The 16,885-nt window shown below is 46.1% G+C and carries 20 protein-coding genes and 1 riboswitch; of the genes, 4 read left to right on the top strand and 16 right to left on the bottom strand.

All coding sequences use genetic code 11. The features are described from left to right. Positions 1 to 16 precede the first annotated feature (16 nt). The 3 genes from rsmA to AC1DLM_RS22445 all read right to left on the bottom strand — a co-directional run bounded on the left by rsmA (position 17) and on the right by AC1DLM_RS22445 (position 2,754). Positions 17 to 925, bottom strand: coding sequence for a 16S rRNA (adenine(1518)-N(6)/adenine(1519)-N(6))-dimethyltransferase RsmA (gene rsmA, locus AC1DLM_RS22455; RefSeq protein ID WP_477571247.1), 909 nt, complete (start codon positions 923 to 925; stop codon positions 17 to 19). A 35-nt stretch (positions 926 to 960) separates the two neighbouring features. After that, positions 961 to 1,497: a ribonuclease M5 gene (gene rnmV / locus AC1DLM_RS22450; protein ID WP_441991541.1), complete on the bottom strand. Its 537-nt coding sequence runs from the start codon at positions 1,495 to 1,497 to the stop codon at positions 961 to 963. 117 nt (positions 1,498 to 1,614) lie between these two features. After that, positions 1,615 to 2,754, bottom strand: a complete 1,140-nt coding sequence (locus AC1DLM_RS22445; RefSeq protein WP_441991512.1) for a ubiquitin-like domain-containing protein — start codon at positions 2,752 to 2,754, stop codon at positions 1,615 to 1,617. Between the two features lie 280 nt (positions 2,755 to 3,034). Continuing rightward, positions 3,035 to 3,228, bottom strand: a riboswitch (cyclic di-AMP (ydaO/yuaA leader). A gap of 283 nt (positions 3,229 to 3,511) precedes the next feature. On the opposite strand from AC1DLM_RS22445, the gene AC1DLM_RS22440 reads away from it, so the two are divergent. Together AC1DLM_RS22440 and AC1DLM_RS22435 are read left to right on the top strand one after the other, a co-directional pair. After that, positions 3,512 to 4,255, top strand: coding sequence for an ABC transporter ATP-binding protein (locus tag AC1DLM_RS22440; RefSeq protein ID WP_441991511.1), 744 nt, complete (start codon positions 3,512 to 3,514; stop codon positions 4,253 to 4,255). Next, positions 4,252 to 5,502 carry an ABC transporter permease gene (locus AC1DLM_RS22435; RefSeq protein ID WP_441991510.1) on the top strand — a complete coding sequence of 417 codons (1,251 nt, stop codon included), beginning with the start codon at positions 4,252 to 4,254 and terminating at the stop codon, positions 5,500 to 5,502. Before AC1DLM_RS22440 ends, AC1DLM_RS22435 begins: the two co-directional genes overlap by 4 nt. On the opposite strand, the gene AC1DLM_RS22430 is transcribed toward AC1DLM_RS22435, so the two are convergent. Together AC1DLM_RS22430 and AC1DLM_RS22425 are read right to left on the bottom strand one after the other, a co-directional pair. After that, positions 5,485 to 6,252 (bottom strand): TatD family hydrolase, encoded by a 768-nt coding sequence (locus AC1DLM_RS22430; protein ID WP_477571246.1) that lies wholly within the window; start codon positions 6,250 to 6,252, stop codon positions 5,485 to 5,487. The two genes, AC1DLM_RS22435 and AC1DLM_RS22430, sit on opposite strands and share 18 nt — an antisense overlap. Before the next feature lie 70 nt (positions 6,253 to 6,322). Beyond that, positions 6,323 to 7,600: an HD domain-containing protein gene (locus tag AC1DLM_RS22425; protein WP_441991509.1), complete on the bottom strand. Its 1,278-nt coding sequence runs from the start codon at positions 7,598 to 7,600 to the stop codon at positions 6,323 to 6,325. Positions 7,601 to 7,967: 367 nt separating this feature from the next. On the opposite strand from AC1DLM_RS22425, the gene AC1DLM_RS22420 reads away from it, so the two are divergent. After that, on the top strand, positions 7,968 to 8,222 hold the full coding sequence (locus AC1DLM_RS22420) for an AbrB/MazE/SpoVT family DNA-binding domain-containing protein (RefSeq protein ID WP_028557356.1): 255 nt from the start codon (positions 7,968 to 7,970) through the stop codon (positions 8,220 to 8,222). Positions 8,223 to 8,468: 246 nt separating this feature from the next. Here the strand turns inward: AC1DLM_RS22420 and rsmI are convergent, their stop codons facing one another. The 10 genes from rsmI to AC1DLM_RS22370 all read right to left on the bottom strand — a co-directional run bounded on the left by rsmI (position 8,469) and on the right by AC1DLM_RS22370 (position 15,815). Next, positions 8,469 to 9,356, bottom strand: a complete 888-nt coding sequence (rsmI, locus tag AC1DLM_RS22415) for a 16S rRNA (cytidine(1402)-2'-O)-methyltransferase (RefSeq protein WP_477571245.1) — start codon at positions 9,354 to 9,356, stop codon at positions 8,469 to 8,471. 45 nt (positions 9,357 to 9,401) lie between these two features. Next, complete coding sequence (locus AC1DLM_RS22410) at positions 9,402 to 10,163, bottom strand: tRNA1(Val) (adenine(37)-N6)-methyltransferase (RefSeq protein WP_477571244.1); 762 nt, start codon at positions 10,161 to 10,163, stop codon at positions 9,402 to 9,404. A gap of 72 nt (positions 10,164 to 10,235) precedes the next feature. After that, a complete protein-coding gene (gene yabA / locus AC1DLM_RS22405) occupies positions 10,236 to 10,580 on the bottom strand; it encodes a DNA replication initiation control protein YabA (protein ID WP_441991506.1) in 345 nt (114 codons plus the stop codon). A gap of 60 nt (positions 10,581 to 10,640) precedes the next feature. Then, complete coding sequence (locus AC1DLM_RS22400; RefSeq protein ID WP_441991505.1) at positions 10,641 to 11,444, bottom strand: PSP1 domain-containing protein; 804 nt, start codon at positions 11,442 to 11,444, stop codon at positions 10,641 to 10,643. A 1-nt stretch (position 11,445) separates the two neighbouring features. Continuing rightward, positions 11,446 to 12,423, bottom strand: a complete 978-nt coding sequence (gene holB, locus AC1DLM_RS22395; RefSeq protein WP_441991504.1) for a DNA polymerase III subunit delta' — start codon at positions 12,421 to 12,423, stop codon at positions 11,446 to 11,448. 30 nt (positions 12,424 to 12,453) lie between these two features. Next, a complete protein-coding gene (locus AC1DLM_RS22390; protein ID WP_171629538.1) occupies positions 12,454 to 12,900 on the bottom strand; it encodes a YaaR family protein in 447 nt (148 codons plus the stop codon). Between the two features lie 33 nt (positions 12,901 to 12,933). Further along, positions 12,934 to 13,263 carry a cyclic-di-AMP receptor gene (locus AC1DLM_RS22385; RefSeq protein ID WP_477571243.1) on the bottom strand — a complete coding sequence of 110 codons (330 nt, stop codon included), beginning with the start codon at positions 13,261 to 13,263 and terminating at the stop codon, positions 12,934 to 12,936. A gap of 45 nt (positions 13,264 to 13,308) precedes the next feature. Beyond that, the gene (gene tmk, locus AC1DLM_RS22380) at positions 13,309 to 13,965 is read right to left on the bottom strand and encodes a dTMP kinase (protein ID WP_441991503.1); all 657 of its coding nucleotides are present in this window, start codon (positions 13,963 to 13,965) and stop codon (positions 13,309 to 13,311) included. Between the two features lie 22 nt (positions 13,966 to 13,987). Next, a complete protein-coding gene (locus AC1DLM_RS22375) occupies positions 13,988 to 15,502 on the bottom strand; it encodes an aminotransferase class I/II-fold pyridoxal phosphate-dependent enzyme (protein WP_441991502.1) in 1,515 nt (504 codons plus the stop codon). A 112-nt stretch (positions 15,503 to 15,614) separates the two neighbouring features. After that, on the bottom strand, positions 15,615 to 15,815 hold the full coding sequence (locus tag AC1DLM_RS22370) for a sigma factor G inhibitor Gin (RefSeq protein WP_057313330.1): 201 nt from the start codon (positions 15,813 to 15,815) through the stop codon (positions 15,615 to 15,617). A gap of 133 nt (positions 15,816 to 15,948) precedes the next feature. Here AC1DLM_RS22370 and AC1DLM_RS22365 point away from each other — a divergent pair, with 133 nt between their 5' ends. Next, a complete protein-coding gene (locus AC1DLM_RS22365) occupies positions 15,949 to 16,476 on the top strand; it encodes a hypothetical protein (protein WP_441991501.1) in 528 nt (175 codons plus the stop codon). A gap of 214 nt (positions 16,477 to 16,690) precedes the next feature. On the opposite strand, the gene AC1DLM_RS22360 is transcribed toward AC1DLM_RS22365, so the two are convergent. Then, positions 16,691 to 16,885 (bottom strand): IS3 family transposase (locus tag AC1DLM_RS22360; RefSeq protein ID WP_477571242.1); only part of this gene is annotated, 195 nt, incomplete at its 5' end.

The raw sequence follows: 16,885 nt of genomic DNA, 5'->3' as shown, positions 1-16,885 counted from the left end.
AGGCATTTGGTGCGGGTTATTTGCAGCCGTGCGCACGAAGAGCCGTAGACAAGCGTGCGAACTCCTCCATGCTGAGTGTTTCACCCCGGCGTGAAGGCTCGATCTGAATGCCATGCAGCAACGCTTCCAGCTCAGGCTTGTTCTCTTTGGTAAAGAACCTCGCCGCGAGGTTATTATAGAGGGTTTTGCGACGCTGAACGAAGGACGCTTGGACGACAGCGAAGAAGAAGTCCACGTCCGCCACTTCAACTGGCGGCGCTTGACGCACGCGCAGCCGGATAACGGCGGAATCGACGTTCGGCTGCGGCACGAAGACGGTGCGAGGCACGATCGTGACGAGCTCCGGCTMGCAGTAGAACTGCACGGCAATGCTAAGGCTGCCGTAATCTTTGGTGCCCGGACGAGCCGCCATGCGGTCGGCTACTTCTTTTTGAATCATCACGACGATATTCTCCAGGGGAAGCTTCTCTTCGAGAAGCTTCATGATGATTGGCGTCGTGATGTAGTAAGGCAAGTTGGCGACAACGCTGACGCCTTCCATGCCTTCGAAATGCTGCCGGAACAGCTCCGGCAGGTTCGTCTTCAAGATATCCCCATGAACGACAGTGGCATGGGGGTAAGGAGCCAGCGTCTCGTCCAGGATGGGCAGCAGGCGCTGATCGATCTCGACGGCCAGCACGCGGCCAGCGAGCTTGGCTAGCTGCTGTGTGAGCGCGCCGATGCCAGGGCCGATCTCGAGCGCAGCCTTCGTAGGCCCGAGCTCAGCAGCCAAGACGATTTTGCTCAATATATTTTGATCAATTAAGAAGTTCTGGCCTAAGCTTTTCTTCAGCACTAGACCATTTTTCTTAATAATTTGTTTGGTTTTACTTGGTGTTGCCACATCTTCTGCTGTTACAACAACCTCTTGTCCGGTTATATTCATAGTATAGACCTCGTATCTATAGGGTTCTAGGGATTCTACTGATTCAAATGTTCGAGCGCCGCCTCAAATTCTTCACGAGAAATCTGAAACATGGCGCAGCGCTTATAAAATTGCTTGCCATTGCAATAACCAATGCCCAGCGCATTGCCTACGGCCAAGCGGCGAGCAGCCGCATCCGGATGCACGATGAGACCGGCAGCGATCAGATCCTCCATCGTCAGCTGCGAGACGACAGCGTTATACTCTGTCCGCAGGCTCTGCAGCGCCTGACGGATCGTCTCCGGCGTCGCGTTCTCGACACCGATGTCGCCCTTATACGCCGCTTGCTCCTGCGTAATGAAGGCATGCTTGCAGCCAGGTACCTTCGCTGCCACGATTTTGCGTATCCGTTCCCCTGCGTGATCCGGATCCGTGAATATAATGACGCCTCTGCGCTGCTGAGCCAACGCAATCCGCTTCAGTACGGCTTGTCCGATGGCAGAACCGCCTGTTTCAATGGTATCCGCCTGCACAGCCCGTTTGATTGCAGCTGTATCGTCCTTGCCTTCCACAACGATCATTTCTTTTATCATCACCGTTTTCCTTCCCCAGTACGCAGAAAAAGAAGAGGGGTCTCCTCTTCTTTCGCGCAGGCAGATGCCAAGCTACGTGTATTTAGTAGTGTTCCCGTCAAAACTACCGTTTACACGTTAGTTTTGGGACGGTTTTGTAGGGCCAACCACATACACAGTGTACCCTTGCTTCGTGCCAAATTTATTCGCATAGCCGTGATCTTCATAGTACACATCGATCATTTGGCCTTTCACGCCGCTTCCAATATCCTCAGCACGACGGAAACCAATCCCTTCGATGTATACCCACCAACCTAGCGGAATAACCTTCGGATCGACAGCAATTGTACGCCCTTCAGTCACCGTAGTACCTGTGTAGGTCTTACCATAACCCGAGGAGCCCTCAGTTTTGCCTGTCGAAGCAACATCCGCTGAATAAGCCGTCAGCTTCACGTTTTTGAGAATTTGTTTGTAGCCGAAGGTCACACCGTTCTTGGAAACCTCATCCACACTCGGTGAAGAGGCGGAGAGAACAACCACAGGATTTTTCGTGCCTACGGAAACTACTTTCTTAATGCTTTCTGTTTGTACTTCTTCACCCACAACTGCTTCCGCGACTAAAACACCGTCCTCGAAAGTCTTTTCTTTCTTCTTGACCAAAACGCCTTCTTTACCTTCTTGGACCACTTGCTCTTTCCCTTTAAGTAAAGATGCGTCATTCTTTTTCTCTGTCTCGAATGCGATCGGTTCAGAGACTTCCTCCGTCTCTTTTTTCACACGGACGATCTTGATTTCATCGCCAGTGGTAAGAGCGGACGTCGGTTCGGGAGAAATACGATCGTTCTCCCCAAGTGCAATATGTAAACGTTGCAATGCACTTTCTACCGTTCTTGCAGTTGTGTAAACAGTGGTGGTCTTTCCATCAGCAGTCAATTGAATCGGTGAAGCATGCTCGATAACAATTTTGTCTCCACCCTTGAGCTTGGTCGTGAGTGAAGCTGAAATTTCATCGTGCTCACCAATCGTTATGGCTTGTTCATCCAGTAGGCGTTGCAGGACCCATTGCTTCGTGTGCACAATAGTTTCTTGTCCATTAACAACCACGGATACGCTCTTGGTAGCCGTTCCGTACAACAACACCAAAAACATGAAAGTCATTGCGATTGAGATTATAGCTAGGCTTAAAATCAAACGCAAGTTTTCATGCTTCCATCGCAATGCGAAGGACATGCTGGATGATCGTTTTACATGGGTCTCGCTAATTGAGATACTGCCCACTTCTTCGGTCCTCCTTCAAAGCCTCGCCGCCAGGTTACAGCATGATTAATTTGACGCGACTAAGGTTTTTAGTTTAACTTAATGCTCGCCATCATCAGCAAGTTACTTCGCTGAATCTGGTCGTCCCCCCCTTTTACCTATTCATCATCCTATGAATTCCGGGTTATTTTATGTCTTCTGATCTGTGTAGAACCCTGTATGTGGACAAAAAGCCAGCAAGAAGAGGACTCTTCTCGCTGGCTTAGTTTGCATAATGAAATACAAATAGCACGCACGACAATCGTTACCTCTCTTACGCTTACGAGGTTAGCTGACGGATTCGGACGTGAGAGTCGCCCTACGTAAACGCAAACTGCTTGTTTGACGTCTATGATTCACCCCTGTTACTCTCTGCTTACTTAACCGCATTGGTATGCTCATTAAGCTTGCAGTGGTTCCCCCGTTTCCACATTTGGAACTCAGCGAATGGAAAATTGGCAAATTGGATATTAAGTTATTATGAAAAGTATATTACGCTGTTAATCTCAACCTGTAAAGGGATTAACACCCGTTAAAAAGGGCTAAATCGCCTAAATTTCGATTATTTTTCATATATAACCCACTTATATCTACATGTGTCTAACTTTAACGTACGTATACGCGATTTTTCAGTGTATAATGGTCAAAACTAGGCTAAAAATGCAATTTTGTTTATAATGATTCTGGAAGTATTTGAATGAATAATACCAAAAATTTGCTATTTAGGGAGGCAATTGAGATGGGTCCCATCTTGCAAGTAAACGCTTTATTCGGTGGATATTTACCCAACAAACCCGTTCTTCATAACCTTTCCTTCTCGATCCGTCAAGGTGAAATGATGGGGCTAATTGGACTTAATGGTGCAGGGAAAAGTACCACCATCAAAAATATTCTTGGGCTGCTTCAGCCACAAAAAGGGTCCATTCGCATTAACGGTTTAACGTTGGCCGAAAATCCGCTACCTTACCGAGCAACATACGCTTATGTGCCTGAAAGTCCAGAGTTATACGAAGAACTTACGATTCGCGAACACCTCGAGCTAACAGCGATGGCTTACGGTATTTCTAAAGCGGATTATGAAACCCGTTCTCGATCCTTATTAGAGCAGTTTCAAATGAAAGACAAGCTGAATAGCTTCGCAAGTCATTTATCCAAAGGGATGAAACAGAAGGTCATGATCATGAATGCCTTCCTGATCGAACCTTCTTTATATATTATCGATGAACCATTTCTCGGACTCGATCCTTTAGCCATACGTTCCTTGCTTGATCTCATGGTTCAAATGAAGAAAAAAGGTGCATCCTTTCTCATTTCCTCACACATTTTGTCTACAATTGAAAAATATTGCGATGCTTATGTCGTTCTCCACAAAGGGCACATGGTGGCTCAGGGAGATTTAGTCGAATTACGCGCCCAGACGGCGCTGCCTCAGGCGTCATTAGACGACATCTTCTACAAGCTCGTTCAAGGAGACAAGGCATGAGTCACTTAACCGATAGTACGCCTGCATTTAATACACATGCATTATGGAAGCAGCGTTTTCAACATTATTGGAAGGAATCCATGGGATATTGGCAGTATGCCGCACGCAGCAACTTTATCGGCTTTTTGTTGTTTCTTGTCATCGTTTCTTCCTATTATTATGCAAAAACATTACAGCGTCTTCCGACAGATTATCCGTACCTATGGATCGTGTTGCTCGTGCTTGTTCCACTCGTCGCTTCAAGCTCCATTCGAACGCTGACTCGCAGTGCCGATCGGATGTTTCTATTGCGGATTGAACATGAAATGGGCACCTATTTCCGAAGCAGCTTTTTGTATAGTTTATCACTTCAGGCTGTTTGGTTATTTCTCGGATGGGTCGCAGTAAAACCCCTATATAAACACTGTCTAGGTACTGATGCACAGCCATTTCTTCTCATATTCGCTCTATTACTTCTATTAAAAGTAGCGAACCTATTAGCGAGTTGGCAGGAAGGCAGATTTGCCGCTGAACGAACTCGATTCGTATCTGTTTGTTTTCGATGGGTGGCATCACTTGCCTTAATAACGATCCAGTTTCACTATAGCAGTTTATGGGCAAGTGTAGCTGCCATGCTTCTTGTATTCATTTGGCTGATTGCCTTCCGATCCGTGGGTAAATATGTGATCGGATGGGACTATCTGATTGCCAAAGAGAAGCAGCAGCAAGCAAGACTCTATGCTTTCTTCAACTGGTTCGTGGATGTACCTCAATTGCCAACGCGAATAGCCCGCCGAGGTTGGATCAGCGGGATTACCCGAACGATTCCATTTCGACAGGATTCGGCGTTTCTCTACTTATATATGAAGACCTTGTTGCGCACCGAGATGTTCGCCATTGTGCTACGTCTGACTGTGATTGGCATCTTAGCCCTGGCCGTTGCAGATTCCACGACTGCGCGCAGCGTCATCCTACTCATTGCGCTTGTCATCTCGATGGTTCAGCTTACTTCATTGGAGCGTGCACATCGCTATACGTTTTGGCTCCATATGTATCCATTGGAACCTAAAACCAGAGCAGGTTCGCTAGCCTTCATCATCTGGCTAACCCTCTTACTAGAGCTTGTGATCCTAACGATTCCATTCATGATGGGAACCCCCATCCTGTATATCGTAGTCCCCTTGCTCAGTCTTGCCTTTATTTCTTTCGCATGCGGCGTTGTCCTACGCCGGAAGTTCAAGAAAAACGCCTTACTTGAGGCCGAGTAACCGAATCGCATTGTTTGTTGTAATTTCAGCTATCTCTTCCAGCGTCATTCCTCGAATTTCCGCGGCAGTCTCGGCCACCAAGCGAACATAACCGGTTTCGTTGCGCTTACCGCGGAAAGGATGTGGCGTTAAGTACGGCGCATCCGTCTCGAYCAATAAACGGTCAAGCGGAACCTGCGCCAGTACCTCTTTCGGCTGCACCGCATTTTTAAATGTAACAGGGCCTCCAAAGGAAATATGGAAATTCATATCCAGACACTGCTTCGCTGTCTCCCAACTGCCCGAGAAACAATGCATGATACCTCCGACCTCCGCTGCCTTCTCTTCTTTGAGAATCGTTAGAATGTCTTGATGTGCATCCCGATTATGAATCACAATGGGCATCCCCAACTTACGTGCAAGCCGAATTTGCTCCCGAAAAACTCGTTGCTGAACATCCTTGGGCGACTTGTCCCAGTAATAGTCTAGACCAATCTCCCCAATCGCGACCACCTTCTCATGCTGGCATAAGGACTCAATCCATTCCAAATCACCAGGCATCATATCTATCGCATCTACAGGATGCCAGCCAACCGTCGAATATATAAAATCGTATTTCTCAGCAAGCTCGATTGAGCTAGGAATCGTTTCTCGATTAAAGCCAACATTCACAATTCTTGTAACGCCGGCCTCTAACGCCCGCTGAATGACCTCATCTTGATCATCTTTGAATTGCTCCGCATTTAAATGTGTGTGTGAATCCGTTAGCATGACTGTTCTCCCTTATGTAACTAAATATGAATGATGTTCCGTCATTTTGCTTATAGCCTCTTATACCTGTTTATTCTTGCTCCCCCAACATCTTCCAAACATCCGGATAATCTTCGGCGTTCAACCGCTCAAGAAACTCTTCTGGATAGTACACATGATGCTTACCCATCTGGAAGCCACTAATCGACTGTACAATTTCGGAGCGATGCGTAATTTCAGTTAATGTCTCCTTATGATCCAGCAAGAAGATCGGCAAATTATCATCATTTTCACCAGCTCTGTACACGTCATAAGATTGATTCGAAGGGAAATCGATCTCCATATAGTACGTTGGATCGAAACCAACTTCGCTCATCACTTTTTCCATACGCTGAATAAGCTCCCCCTGATCTCCATCGAAGGTACTGTACTTGTACAATTTACGATCCAAGAAGCGCTTGCACATATCCCTCAGCATACCATCCTTCTCTTGAATCCAAAAGGTCAGCATCGTTTGCATGACAGACTCATCCAGCAGCAAATAATCTTCTAAGGAGATTTGATTCTGAATGAGATGAAGAATTGGCTCGACCATAAATCCGAACGTATAGCCTTCCTCATACAAATGTTTAGCTCGTGCAAATACTTTATGCAAAAGAATTTCTGCACTTCTCGTAACGGGATGAAAATAAACCTGCCAGTACATCTGATAGCGAGACATTAGATAATCCTCAACCGCATGCATACCGCTCTCTTTGACAACAATATGCCCCTTGTAAGGCCTAATCACCCGAAGAATTCGCTCCAAATCGAATGTCCCATAGTTAACCCCTGTAAAGTAGGCATCACGCAGCAAATAATCCATCCGGTCCGCATCCAGCTGACTGGAAACCAGGCTGACGACAATCTCTTCGCTATAGGATTTACAGATGACACCTGCCACCTTCTTCGGAAAATCAGGCGAGACGCGACTCAGCACTTCGTTCACTTCAGTATCCCCTAACACGATGCGGCAGGACCAGTCCTCGTGCTTTGTGCCAAAAGCCTTCTCAATTGAATGTGAAAACGGACCATGACCCAAATCATGCAGCAATGCGGCGCATAAACATAGCAGACGCTCTTCCTTCGGCCAATCCTCATAGTGATTGCGTTCGAATTGCGAAATAATTTTCCGCGTAATTTCATAGACACCAAGCGAGTGGGAGAAGCGGCTATGCTCCGCACCATGAAAAGTTAAATACGACGTGCCTAATTGACGAATGCGGCGCAGCCGTTGAAACTCACGGGTATTAATCAAATCCCAAATCGTATCGTCTTGCACGTAAATGTATTTGTGAACGGGATCTTTAAATACCTTTTCTTCATTCATACAGCTTGAACCCCCTTAATATAGTTTAATACTTTCGACATTTTCGACATGAAACCTTTTACAATGTCGATTATTGTCGAATTTGAAATTCCAATTTATGCAGATCTCAATCGCCTATTTTCCAGTATCTCTTATTAAATAGGCATTTGAAAAGCGCGTAATATAATCCTTACAACCCCTTGTAGATAGCGCCATCTTCGTTTTTTACCTCGTTACACAAATAATTAAAATAGGGATAAAACTACTCGATTTCAGCGAAAATATGGTTGACTATTTTGGGAATCGTTGGTATCATAAGTCATAAGCAAATGTCGAAACATGACGATATTGATAAAAAATTGATAAAATCGAAAGGGGTTTTATATATATGATGAAATCTACCGGAATTGTTAGAAAAGTGGACGAACTAGGACGCGTTGTTATTCCAATTGAGTTGCGCCGCACGTTGGGTATTGGCGAGAAAGACGCTTTGGAAATATATGTAGACGGTGAGCGCATCATGCTGAAGAAATATGAGCCAGCTTGTATCTTCTGTGGCAATGCGGAGAATGTATCGTACTTCAAAGGAAAAATTGTTTGTCATATTTGTTTAGCAGAAATGCCAACACCTGTGACAAAATAAGAAAAGTAGTATATAATAGAAGTAGCACTTATCCTATTGGTAATTCTAACCTTTTTCATATCTCCTTTCATCTCTAACTTTGTTGGCTTCGGCCACGGGTTAGAGATCTTTTTTTGTATAGACCTTAGAAGATAGAAGACTGACATAATATGAATTGATGCAATGATTTTACCACCCTTACATATATGATAGATGGAAAGGCCCCCCTAGTGGGGCCTTTTTCTATAATTCCCCTTGCTTGGCACCTTAACGCTCCAGCAACGCATTGTATACATCACGCTTCGATAATCCGCGATCGGTAGCAACCAGCTTCAGCGCATCCTTGCGATCGATCCCGCGATTCTCGTAGTGGGCGACATGCTCGCCGAGCGACTTCGCCTCCCACCAACCATCGGCCGCCTCCTGCACGGCCGCGTCGGATGCGCCTTCGGCGATCACGCAGTACTCGCCCTGCGGCGGGTACTGCTCCAAGTGCGCGAGGCACTCTGCGATTGTGCCGCGCAAGAACTCCTCGTACCGCTTCGTCAACTCGCGGGCGAGGCAAACCCTGCGCTCCGCCCCCCACACTTCCGCCATGCGCTGAAGTGTTTTCTCCACGCGGTGCGGCGATTCATAGAACAGCAGTGTGTCTTGCACATGCTGCAGCCCTTCAAGCAACTTCGTCTGGTCCTTTTTCTCCCTAGGGAGAAAACCGACGAAGGCGAATCGCTCTGTCGGCAGGCCTGATGCAATCAGCGCCGACAGGGCTGCATTGGCGCCGGGGATGGGCACCACCGGCACGCCCTCGTCTACGGCCATCCGCACCAGGTCATAACCTGGGTCGGAAATGGCCGGCAAGCCGGCATCGCTGACTAGCGCGATGCTCTGCCCTTCAAGCAGCAAGCGGACCAGCTCCGGGCCGCTTGCTTGCTTGTTGTGTTCGTGATAGCTGACCAGTCGCGTAGCGACTTCGAAATGGGTCAGCAGCTTGCGTGTTTGCCGCGTGTCTTCCGCGGCAATCATGCTCACTTCCTTCAGCGTGCGAATCGCGCGGAAGGTCATATCTTCCAGGTTGCCGATCGGTGTGGCAACCAGGTATAGCGTGCCTACACCGCTAGAATCATCGCGGTAGCTTTTCTGTATCGTTACACTCACAGTTAAATCCCTCATCACTTTATATTAATCGTACAGTTAGCCTGTCTACGAGAACTCTAGAGCGCTCCGTCCACCATAGTAGATGTCTTTCAGCTCTTGGCAGTATTCTTCCTTCTCTGTGTATACAATCAGAGGCGGCAGGGTACGAATCTCCGGCTTGCCATCCTTCATTCCTTCGATCAACACCATCATTGCTTCTTCTCCCGCACGTGCGTGTACATAACGAATTCGCTTCGGTTCAATACGATACTGCCTCATTAGACAGATGATGTCCACCAGCCGCGTAGCCCGGTGTACCATGGCGACTTTACCGCCTGCTTTGACTAGCTTAGCACTTGCCGCAATCACGTCCTCCAGCGTGCAATGAATCTCGTGACGCGCCGCCGCAAAATGCGCATTACTATTCTGCTCCCCATTAGGCACAGGCAGATAAGGCGGGTTTACGGTGACAGCATCAAATTGTCCGTGTCCCAAGGTCTTGTGAATGTTTTTCAAATCGCCTTGTACCATATGCAACCGTTCCGATAGATCGTTAATCTCCGCATTGCGCACAGCCATATCCGCCAAACGCTCTTGGATCTCAACGCCCCAGATCTCCGCACGCGTCCTTGTTGATAGCAACAGGGGCACCACACCATTACCTGTACATAAGTCTACGATTCGCCCCTTAGGCGGAACACTGCTGAACCTCCCTAGGAGTACCGCATCCATCGAGAAGCTGAACACTTCATCACTTTGGATAATTTTCAAATCATATGTCAATAAATCATCAATTCGCTCTGTCGGTTGTAACGAAACTTGCTTCATACGTCTTCCCTTTCTCTTTCTTGCTTATTATGGAAAAAAACCGTAAGGGATACACCCCTACGGCCAAGCATCTTATTTATTTAAAAAGGATAAGCAAAACAAACAATCTCCCTCGGTCCGAAGGTGTCCATAATACACATTGCAAATATGAAATCCTTCATTGTATAAGCGGGTTAAATTATCATATCCGGCTCCTGGGAGCTGTACCGGTTCGTCTTCAGTATCTCTCGTCGGCTCCTCAACCACCGTTTCCTCTTGGCGAATGAGCTTACGAAGTTGCTGATTCTCTATGCTTAATCTCTTATTTTCTTCGATGAGGGTAATAATCCGTTTCTTCAAGGCACCTAATTCAGCATACGTGGTACCCATTCGTTCTTCGATCCCATCTATTTGTCCAAAAATATCTTGTTTATCCACGCTTTCACCTCTAGTGCCATGCATGCTTACTGGCCAGCGCCTCCTTGGATCTTCGATCTTCTACTCTTGTTCAACAACATCATCGAATGGTAGATCTAGCGCTTTCCCAAGATCAAACAATTGAACCTTTGCCGTACGTTCTTTAATATTAAGCCCCAATACTTTTCCACTGCCAAAAGATGTAATCACTAATCGGCCAACCGTCGGTAACGAATCTTTGGCACTTTCATAGTTATCATGTTCATATTTCAAGCAGCACATTAATCTTCCGCATAACCCTGATATCTTGGTAGGATTCAAGGACAGATTCTGATCTTTCGCCATCTTAATGGAGACTGGCTCGAAATCACCTAAGAAGGAGGAACAACATAGAATTCGCCCACACGGACCTATGCCACCCAGCATCTTCGCTTCATCACGCACACCAATTTGACGAAGCTCAATTCTTGTCCGAAAAATACTCGCCAAATCCTTCACAAGCTCACGGAAATCGACGCGTCCTTCAGCTGTAAAATAAAATATAATTTTATTCCGGTCGAAGGTATACTCTACGTCCACTAGCTTCATCTTAAGACTGTGGTCTTTAATTTTATCATGACACGTTTGGAAAGCGTCCTTGGCTGCTTTTTTATTCTCTTCAACCAAATCAGCATCCGTTTCATCCGCAATGCGAATGACTTTTTTGAGTGGCAGAACCACATCGTTTTCTTTGACGATCTTTTTGCCCACTACGACCTTGCCGTATTCTACACCGCGTGCGGTTTCTACGATAACGGCACTTTCTTTCTCGATCGGTAAATCAATGGGGTCAAAATAATATATTTTACCCGCCTTCTTGAAGCGGACGCCAACCACTGAGTACATCTTACACCCCCTGCATCTCCACGAGCATTTTCTCTATAACCAGCTGAGAATTGGCATTGGAACGCAGTCGCTTTTGTAAATCTACGGCTTGCTCCATCATACGCACCCAGACCGAGACATCTCGACTTAACGCGAGAGAGCTCATCCAGTCTAGCTGGTCATTATATACAAGCTTATCTCTGCGCTCAAGGCGCAACTGCACCATATCTTTAAACCAGAGGATCAATAGGTCGAACAAAGCCGAAACATGATCCGCAAGTTCTGTTTTCACAATCCGCTGTTGTACGGTAATCATGGAAGTAGGGAAACGTGTGAGCGTCTCCTTCGCTAATTGTAACATTACGGTTCTCATTTCTGCAAACCAATTTGCTGCAATTAAATCTCTTGCCGCTTGCAAACCTGCTGTTACATGTGCTGCTGGTTGTACTAATGCCGCTGGAAGCCCTTCTTCCAGCAAGGTGAGCACCATCTGCTCACGTGGCATTGGTGTAAATTGGATCCACTGTGCCCGCGATTGGATCGTAGGTAACAGTGCATTTCCGTTCTCAGTGATCAGAATAGCTACCACACGAGAGTTCGGTTCCTCTAGAAATTTCAACAAACTATTCGCAGCCTGTACCGTCATTTTCTCTGCATGGTATAGAACATATATTTTCGTTCCGGACGCTGTTGCTCTGTAAGCGAACTCCTTCTGCAACTCCCGAATCTGCTCAATCTTAATTGAAGCGCCTTCAGGAGCGACCATATGAAGGTCTGGATGATTGCCATGTTCGACTTTACGGCATTCCAGGCATTCACCACATGCATCATCCGTTCCAATCTGACAATAGATCGCTTTAGCGAGTGCGATTGCCATTTCCGAACGCCCTGTCCCAACAGGGCCACTAAAAATATACGCATGCGACAGCCTGTCTTGACGTAGTCCGTTCTGCAGCAGCCGTTTGGCTGCTGCTTGTCCCGGTATAGATTGAAAGGACATTTATTTTCGCCCCATTACACACTTATATTTTTAAAATAACAAGTTGATCAACATACCTCGGATTTCTCCGATTCTATGCAAAATTTCGATCCGCCCCTGCTCATTTTCCAATAATTCATCAGCTAACAAGAGGAGCTCTTGATCGATTTCTTCCAAAAGCTTATATCGCTTCGAACGGCCGCGGCGATCCCAGCCCTTCGTATCTCTTAAGTTAACACCTCGACGAGCTGTTTCTTCGAGAAACTGACGAATGAGCAGCTTATATTGCAAAAGCGCTCTAACGGTCATGCCTCTCGACAAACGATCGCCTTGGAGTGTAATTTGTTGTACCATTTTGGTAAGCTGTTCCTGCGTATACTTCTCATCGTGCTGCTGCATGATGTCAGAGAAATTCCGCGGAGCCATCTGTGGCGGTGGAACATTCTCACCAACTTTAATATTCTTACCGATGGGCTGCAGCCCCGGGTTAATTTTCAAGACGCATCCATCCTTGTGTAGAGCTGATTATGTTTAGAAATGCTCGAATCGTTCGACTGGCAATACGAAAACGGCTGCTCCACCCACTTGCACTTCCACTGGAAATGGAATGTACGAATCCGTTGTTCCTCCCATTGGAGAAACAGGTGTCACCAACTGCTCGCGAATTTTACAATTTGCTCGAATCACCTGCATCACCTCTTGCACACGATCATCTTCCGTACCAATCATAAAGGTTGTATTCCCCGCACGCAAAAACCCACCGGTACTTGCCAACTTCGTGGCTCTGAACCCTTCCTTAATTAAAGCKTTAGAGAGACGGTTACTGTCTTTATCCTGAACAACGGCTACGACTAGTTTCATAGGTGATGCCTCCTTATATTATAAACTAAGAATTGGTTTTCCGCTTTAGACGGAAATATGTTCCTCAAGCAACTGTTTACAATCCTGCCATATATCCGCGGCTATACGTTCTACGTCTCGATTAGCATCAATCATGATGACTCGTTCTGGATGATCGGATGCAATTTGGTGGAATCCTGCTCGTACTCTGCTGTGATAATCGACATTTTTCTGCTCAATGCGATCCAGCTGCTGTGTAAACTCAGTAGCACCTGCTCGCTGATTTAATCGTTCCAAACTCACTTCAACGGGAACGTCCATCATATAAGTCCTAGTTGCCTGCAGTCCTGAGCTTGCATATTTCGAAATATTCTTCACCATCTCGATATCAACGCCAAGCCCATAAGATTGGTAGGCTACACTAGCATCAATAAATCGATCGCAAAGCACAATTCGACCAGCTTTCAGCGCTGGAAGGATAAGCTCGTGAACATGTTGCGCACGCGATGCTGCATAAAGCAATACCTCTGCTTGATCCACCATCTCCTTATTCACAGGATCGAGAATAATACTGCGGATTTTATCGCTAATTGCAGTGCCACCCGGTTCTCTTGTAACAAGTACGTCATGTCCTAACTTTTGTAACTCTTGCGCTACCATTTTGAGCTGCGTTGTTTTCCCGGAGCCATCCGGCCCTTCAAACGTAATAAAAATTCCGTTCACGTGTTCCTCCTGCTTAGCTGCCTCACGAAGCCCCTTCGTGATCTGTGTATATAGTTAATTTGTTCGTCTGCCCAAAATAGGTTCCTTGGAACCTGATGCCCTGTCTAGCCAAAAATACGAGTGCCTCAGCTACAGAAGCCGTTATGACTTCACCTGGATATAAATAAGGAATACCTGGCGGATAAGGAATGACCATCTCACCTGAACGCTTCCCAATCGCTTCCTCTATATTAACCAGTTGAGTTGTCTCTTGAAACAAGACACCATGGTCAAACCTTATTGGTGAGGAGATGGGTGCGTAGGTGGGTAATTTAATTATATTCGAGATAGGCGCCTGAAGTTCCTGCTTACGGTTCATGATGTCCAAACAAATGTTGCTTAAAACTTGGACTACACGCAGCATATCCTCCCTTGAATTAGAAGGGGTAAATACCAGTAAAACCAGATAGCCATCCGTCATCTCAATATAACACCCTTCAGCCTCTAATCGCTCTTTGAGCTCGGCTCCAGATATTCTATGGGTAGGATCATATATAGCAATTTTAAAAGGATCTGTCGTAGTTGCTACGCCCCCCGCGCCGAATGACTGCTGATGCCCTCTTGGATAGAAACGGAGACATTGCAACGCCTCTACACCTTCTCTGAATTCTTTCATGATTGTAAGTCCTTGCTCCAACCAAGATTGGCCCTCGGTATGCATTCGCTTTCTCGCTAAGTCCAATGAGGCCATAATTGGATAGGAAGGGCTTGAGCTTTGCAGCATCGCCAACAATTGTTGGAGGGCTTTACGGTTGATCCTTGAACCCTGTACGTGCAGCATCGCCCCCATAGTCATAGCGGTGAGCATCTTATGTGTAGACTGTACGACGGCGTCAGCGCCTTGAGATAAGGCTGATGGGGGTACCTCTTCGTGGAAGCCGAAATGCGCACCATGCGCTTCATCCACGAGCAGGAGCTTCCCTTTCTCATGCATCATCTCTGCAAAAGGCTTCAAATCCGTCCCGAAACCATAATAATTCGGATTCGTTATAAATAACGCCTTCGCAGTTGGGTACTGTTCTATCGCTTGTTTAACAACCTCGATATGTAAACCTGTTGCAACGCCTGTTTCTTCGTCGACCTCTGGCGCTAAGAAAACAGCTTGTGCACCCGCCAGCATGAGTCCATGAATGACTGACTTATGTACATTTCTTTGAACAAGGATGAGGTCATTCCTCTGACAAACAGCTCCGATCATGGCTAAATTACCAACCGTACTGCCCCCGACGAGAAAATACGTCTCCTCCGCGCCAAAACAATCAGCCGCGAGCTGCTCCGCCTCCCTAATAACGCCTTCCGGATGATGCAAATCATCCAGCCCCGTTATTTCTGTATAATCAATGGACATGATCGATTGTAGAAAGCCTGCTCCTTCTTCCAGCAGCCCTTGGCCTGATTTATGACCTGGCACATGCAGGCTAACGGACTTCGTAGCGTGATGGGCAACCATAGCCTCAAAAAGCGGGGCTCGAGCCTTATGTAAATGTTCGCTGCACAAACAGATCAAACTCCCCCAGCTACAATAGCTTTCAATTTTCAATTTACCCTTCTATAGTAGTGGATTACCGATAAAAAAACAAAAAAAGCTTCTATAAAAGAAGCTTCTCCTCTTAATTCATATACTGTCTCGAATTCCCCATGTAAAATGCCTTCTTCATCTGATTCACAAAAAACGGATATTTCTGGTCAGAAACGCTCGTTTTGACGATCTCCTTACTACATTCATCACATATGAACGCCGTCACAATATGAATGCCGCCAATCCGCTGTTGCTCACAAATCATACATAGTCCAAACCGATTCTCCTCCATATGATCACCCCATGACCTTTTATAACTAGTATGTCCGATTCTCGATTCTCCTAAACTAGCTAAATGCTCATATTTTGGCAGGGAGATGCCGATAATACCTTCATACACGTTACCGCAGCGCGGAGGTCTCTTTATGTCAATCAAACAAGAATCCAATTTATCCAAACAATCTACGATTTACAGTTACACGTTAATGAGGCGATTTTACCATTCTATATATAAAATAGTTCTCTATTATGCGTCCCTTATTCTAATAGTATTGTACAAATTTGACTCGTCTCATTGGCTCCCCTTACTAGTTAGCTATCCACTTGTGCTCATCTTCCATACCTTGCTCATTCGCGCTTATTTCCACTTCACCATTGGAATGGCCATGCGTGGTTGGTCCTATCGCTGGGGCATCTTCTGGTCCGGCTTCTTACCTGAAGGCAATGCATCCGTACGTCTCGTTACCAAAGTACAGCTTCACCTGTTCTGCATTGGACTTGCTTTGATACTCATCCTGTATCCTTGGATCCCTGGTACTTGGCTGATCCACCTGACGATCTTCCACTGCTGGATGCTTCTCCCGCGGTTGTGGATGCTGCTTCGTTTCCATCCGTACCGTAAAGCTGGTTTAGTGAAAATATCGAGTAAGGATACGTCCTGTTATATACAGTAAAACGAAGCTGAATTAACGCTATGACTTAAATGTCCTATCTTAACCATTCAACATAACGATTAACTGGAAAAACTCCATCTAATTTTGAGATATCTCGCCGATATATCGAGTTAGATGGATTTTATGTAATTAATTTTACACGATGAGGCTCAAATGTGTGATTCCTCTGCTAATAGATGGAGGTTTGGACCTCTGTCAAGAAAGTAGACACTCGTTAAGAGAATTCAGCAACACTCTTGTAATAGTTTTCTTCGAATCGAACTGGTGAAAGGTAACCCAAAGAACCATGGATCCTTTTACGATTGTAAAAAAGTTCAATGTATTCGAACATATCTTGTTGTGCTTGGGCTTTGGTCAAAAATCTCGTACAATAAACAGTACAATAAACAAACTCTTTCTTTAGTACACT

This window comes from Paenibacillus sp. 01T442 (assembly GCF_056398345.1).
The sequence above is the reverse complement of the archived record's forward strand: the minus strand, read 5'-3'. Positions and strand labels throughout refer to the sequence as shown.

Excerpts from the sequence above, each read along its gene's own strand:
- rnmV (WP_441991541.1), bottom strand. The coding sequence starts at position 1,497 with ATGATAAAAGAAATGATCGTTGTGGAAGGCAAGGACGATACAGCTGCA.
- AC1DLM_RS22440 (WP_441991511.1), top strand. The coding sequence starts at position 3,512 with ATGGGTCCCATCTTGCAAGTAAACGCTTTATTCGGTGGATATTTACCC.
- AC1DLM_RS22435 (WP_441991510.1), top strand. The coding sequence starts at position 4,252 with ATGAGTCACTTAACCGATAGTACGCCTGCATTTAATACACATGCATTA.
- AC1DLM_RS22425 (WP_441991509.1), bottom strand. The coding sequence starts at position 7,600 with ATGAATGAAGAAAAGGTATTTAAAGATCCCGTTCACAAATACATTTAC.
- AC1DLM_RS22420 (WP_028557356.1), top strand. The coding sequence starts at position 7,968 with ATGATGAAATCTACCGGAATTGTTAGAAAAGTGGACGAACTAGGACGC.
- AC1DLM_RS22410 (WP_477571244.1), bottom strand. The coding sequence starts at position 10,163 with ATGAAGCAAGTTTCGTTACAACCGACAGAGCGAATTGATGATTTATTG.
- AC1DLM_RS22400 (WP_441991505.1), bottom strand. The coding sequence starts at position 11,444 with ATGTACTCAGTGGTTGGCGTCCGCTTCAAGAAGGCGGGTAAAATATAT.
- holB (WP_441991504.1), bottom strand. The coding sequence starts at position 12,423 with ATGTCCTTTCAATCTATACCGGGACAAGCAGCAGCCAAACGGCTGCTG.
- AC1DLM_RS22370 (WP_057313330.1), bottom strand. The coding sequence starts at position 15,815 with ATGGAGGAGAATCGGTTTGGACTATGTATGATTTGTGAGCAACAGCGG.
- AC1DLM_RS22365 (WP_441991501.1), top strand. The coding sequence starts at position 15,949 with ATGTCAATCAAACAAGAATCCAATTTATCCAAACAATCTACGATTTAC.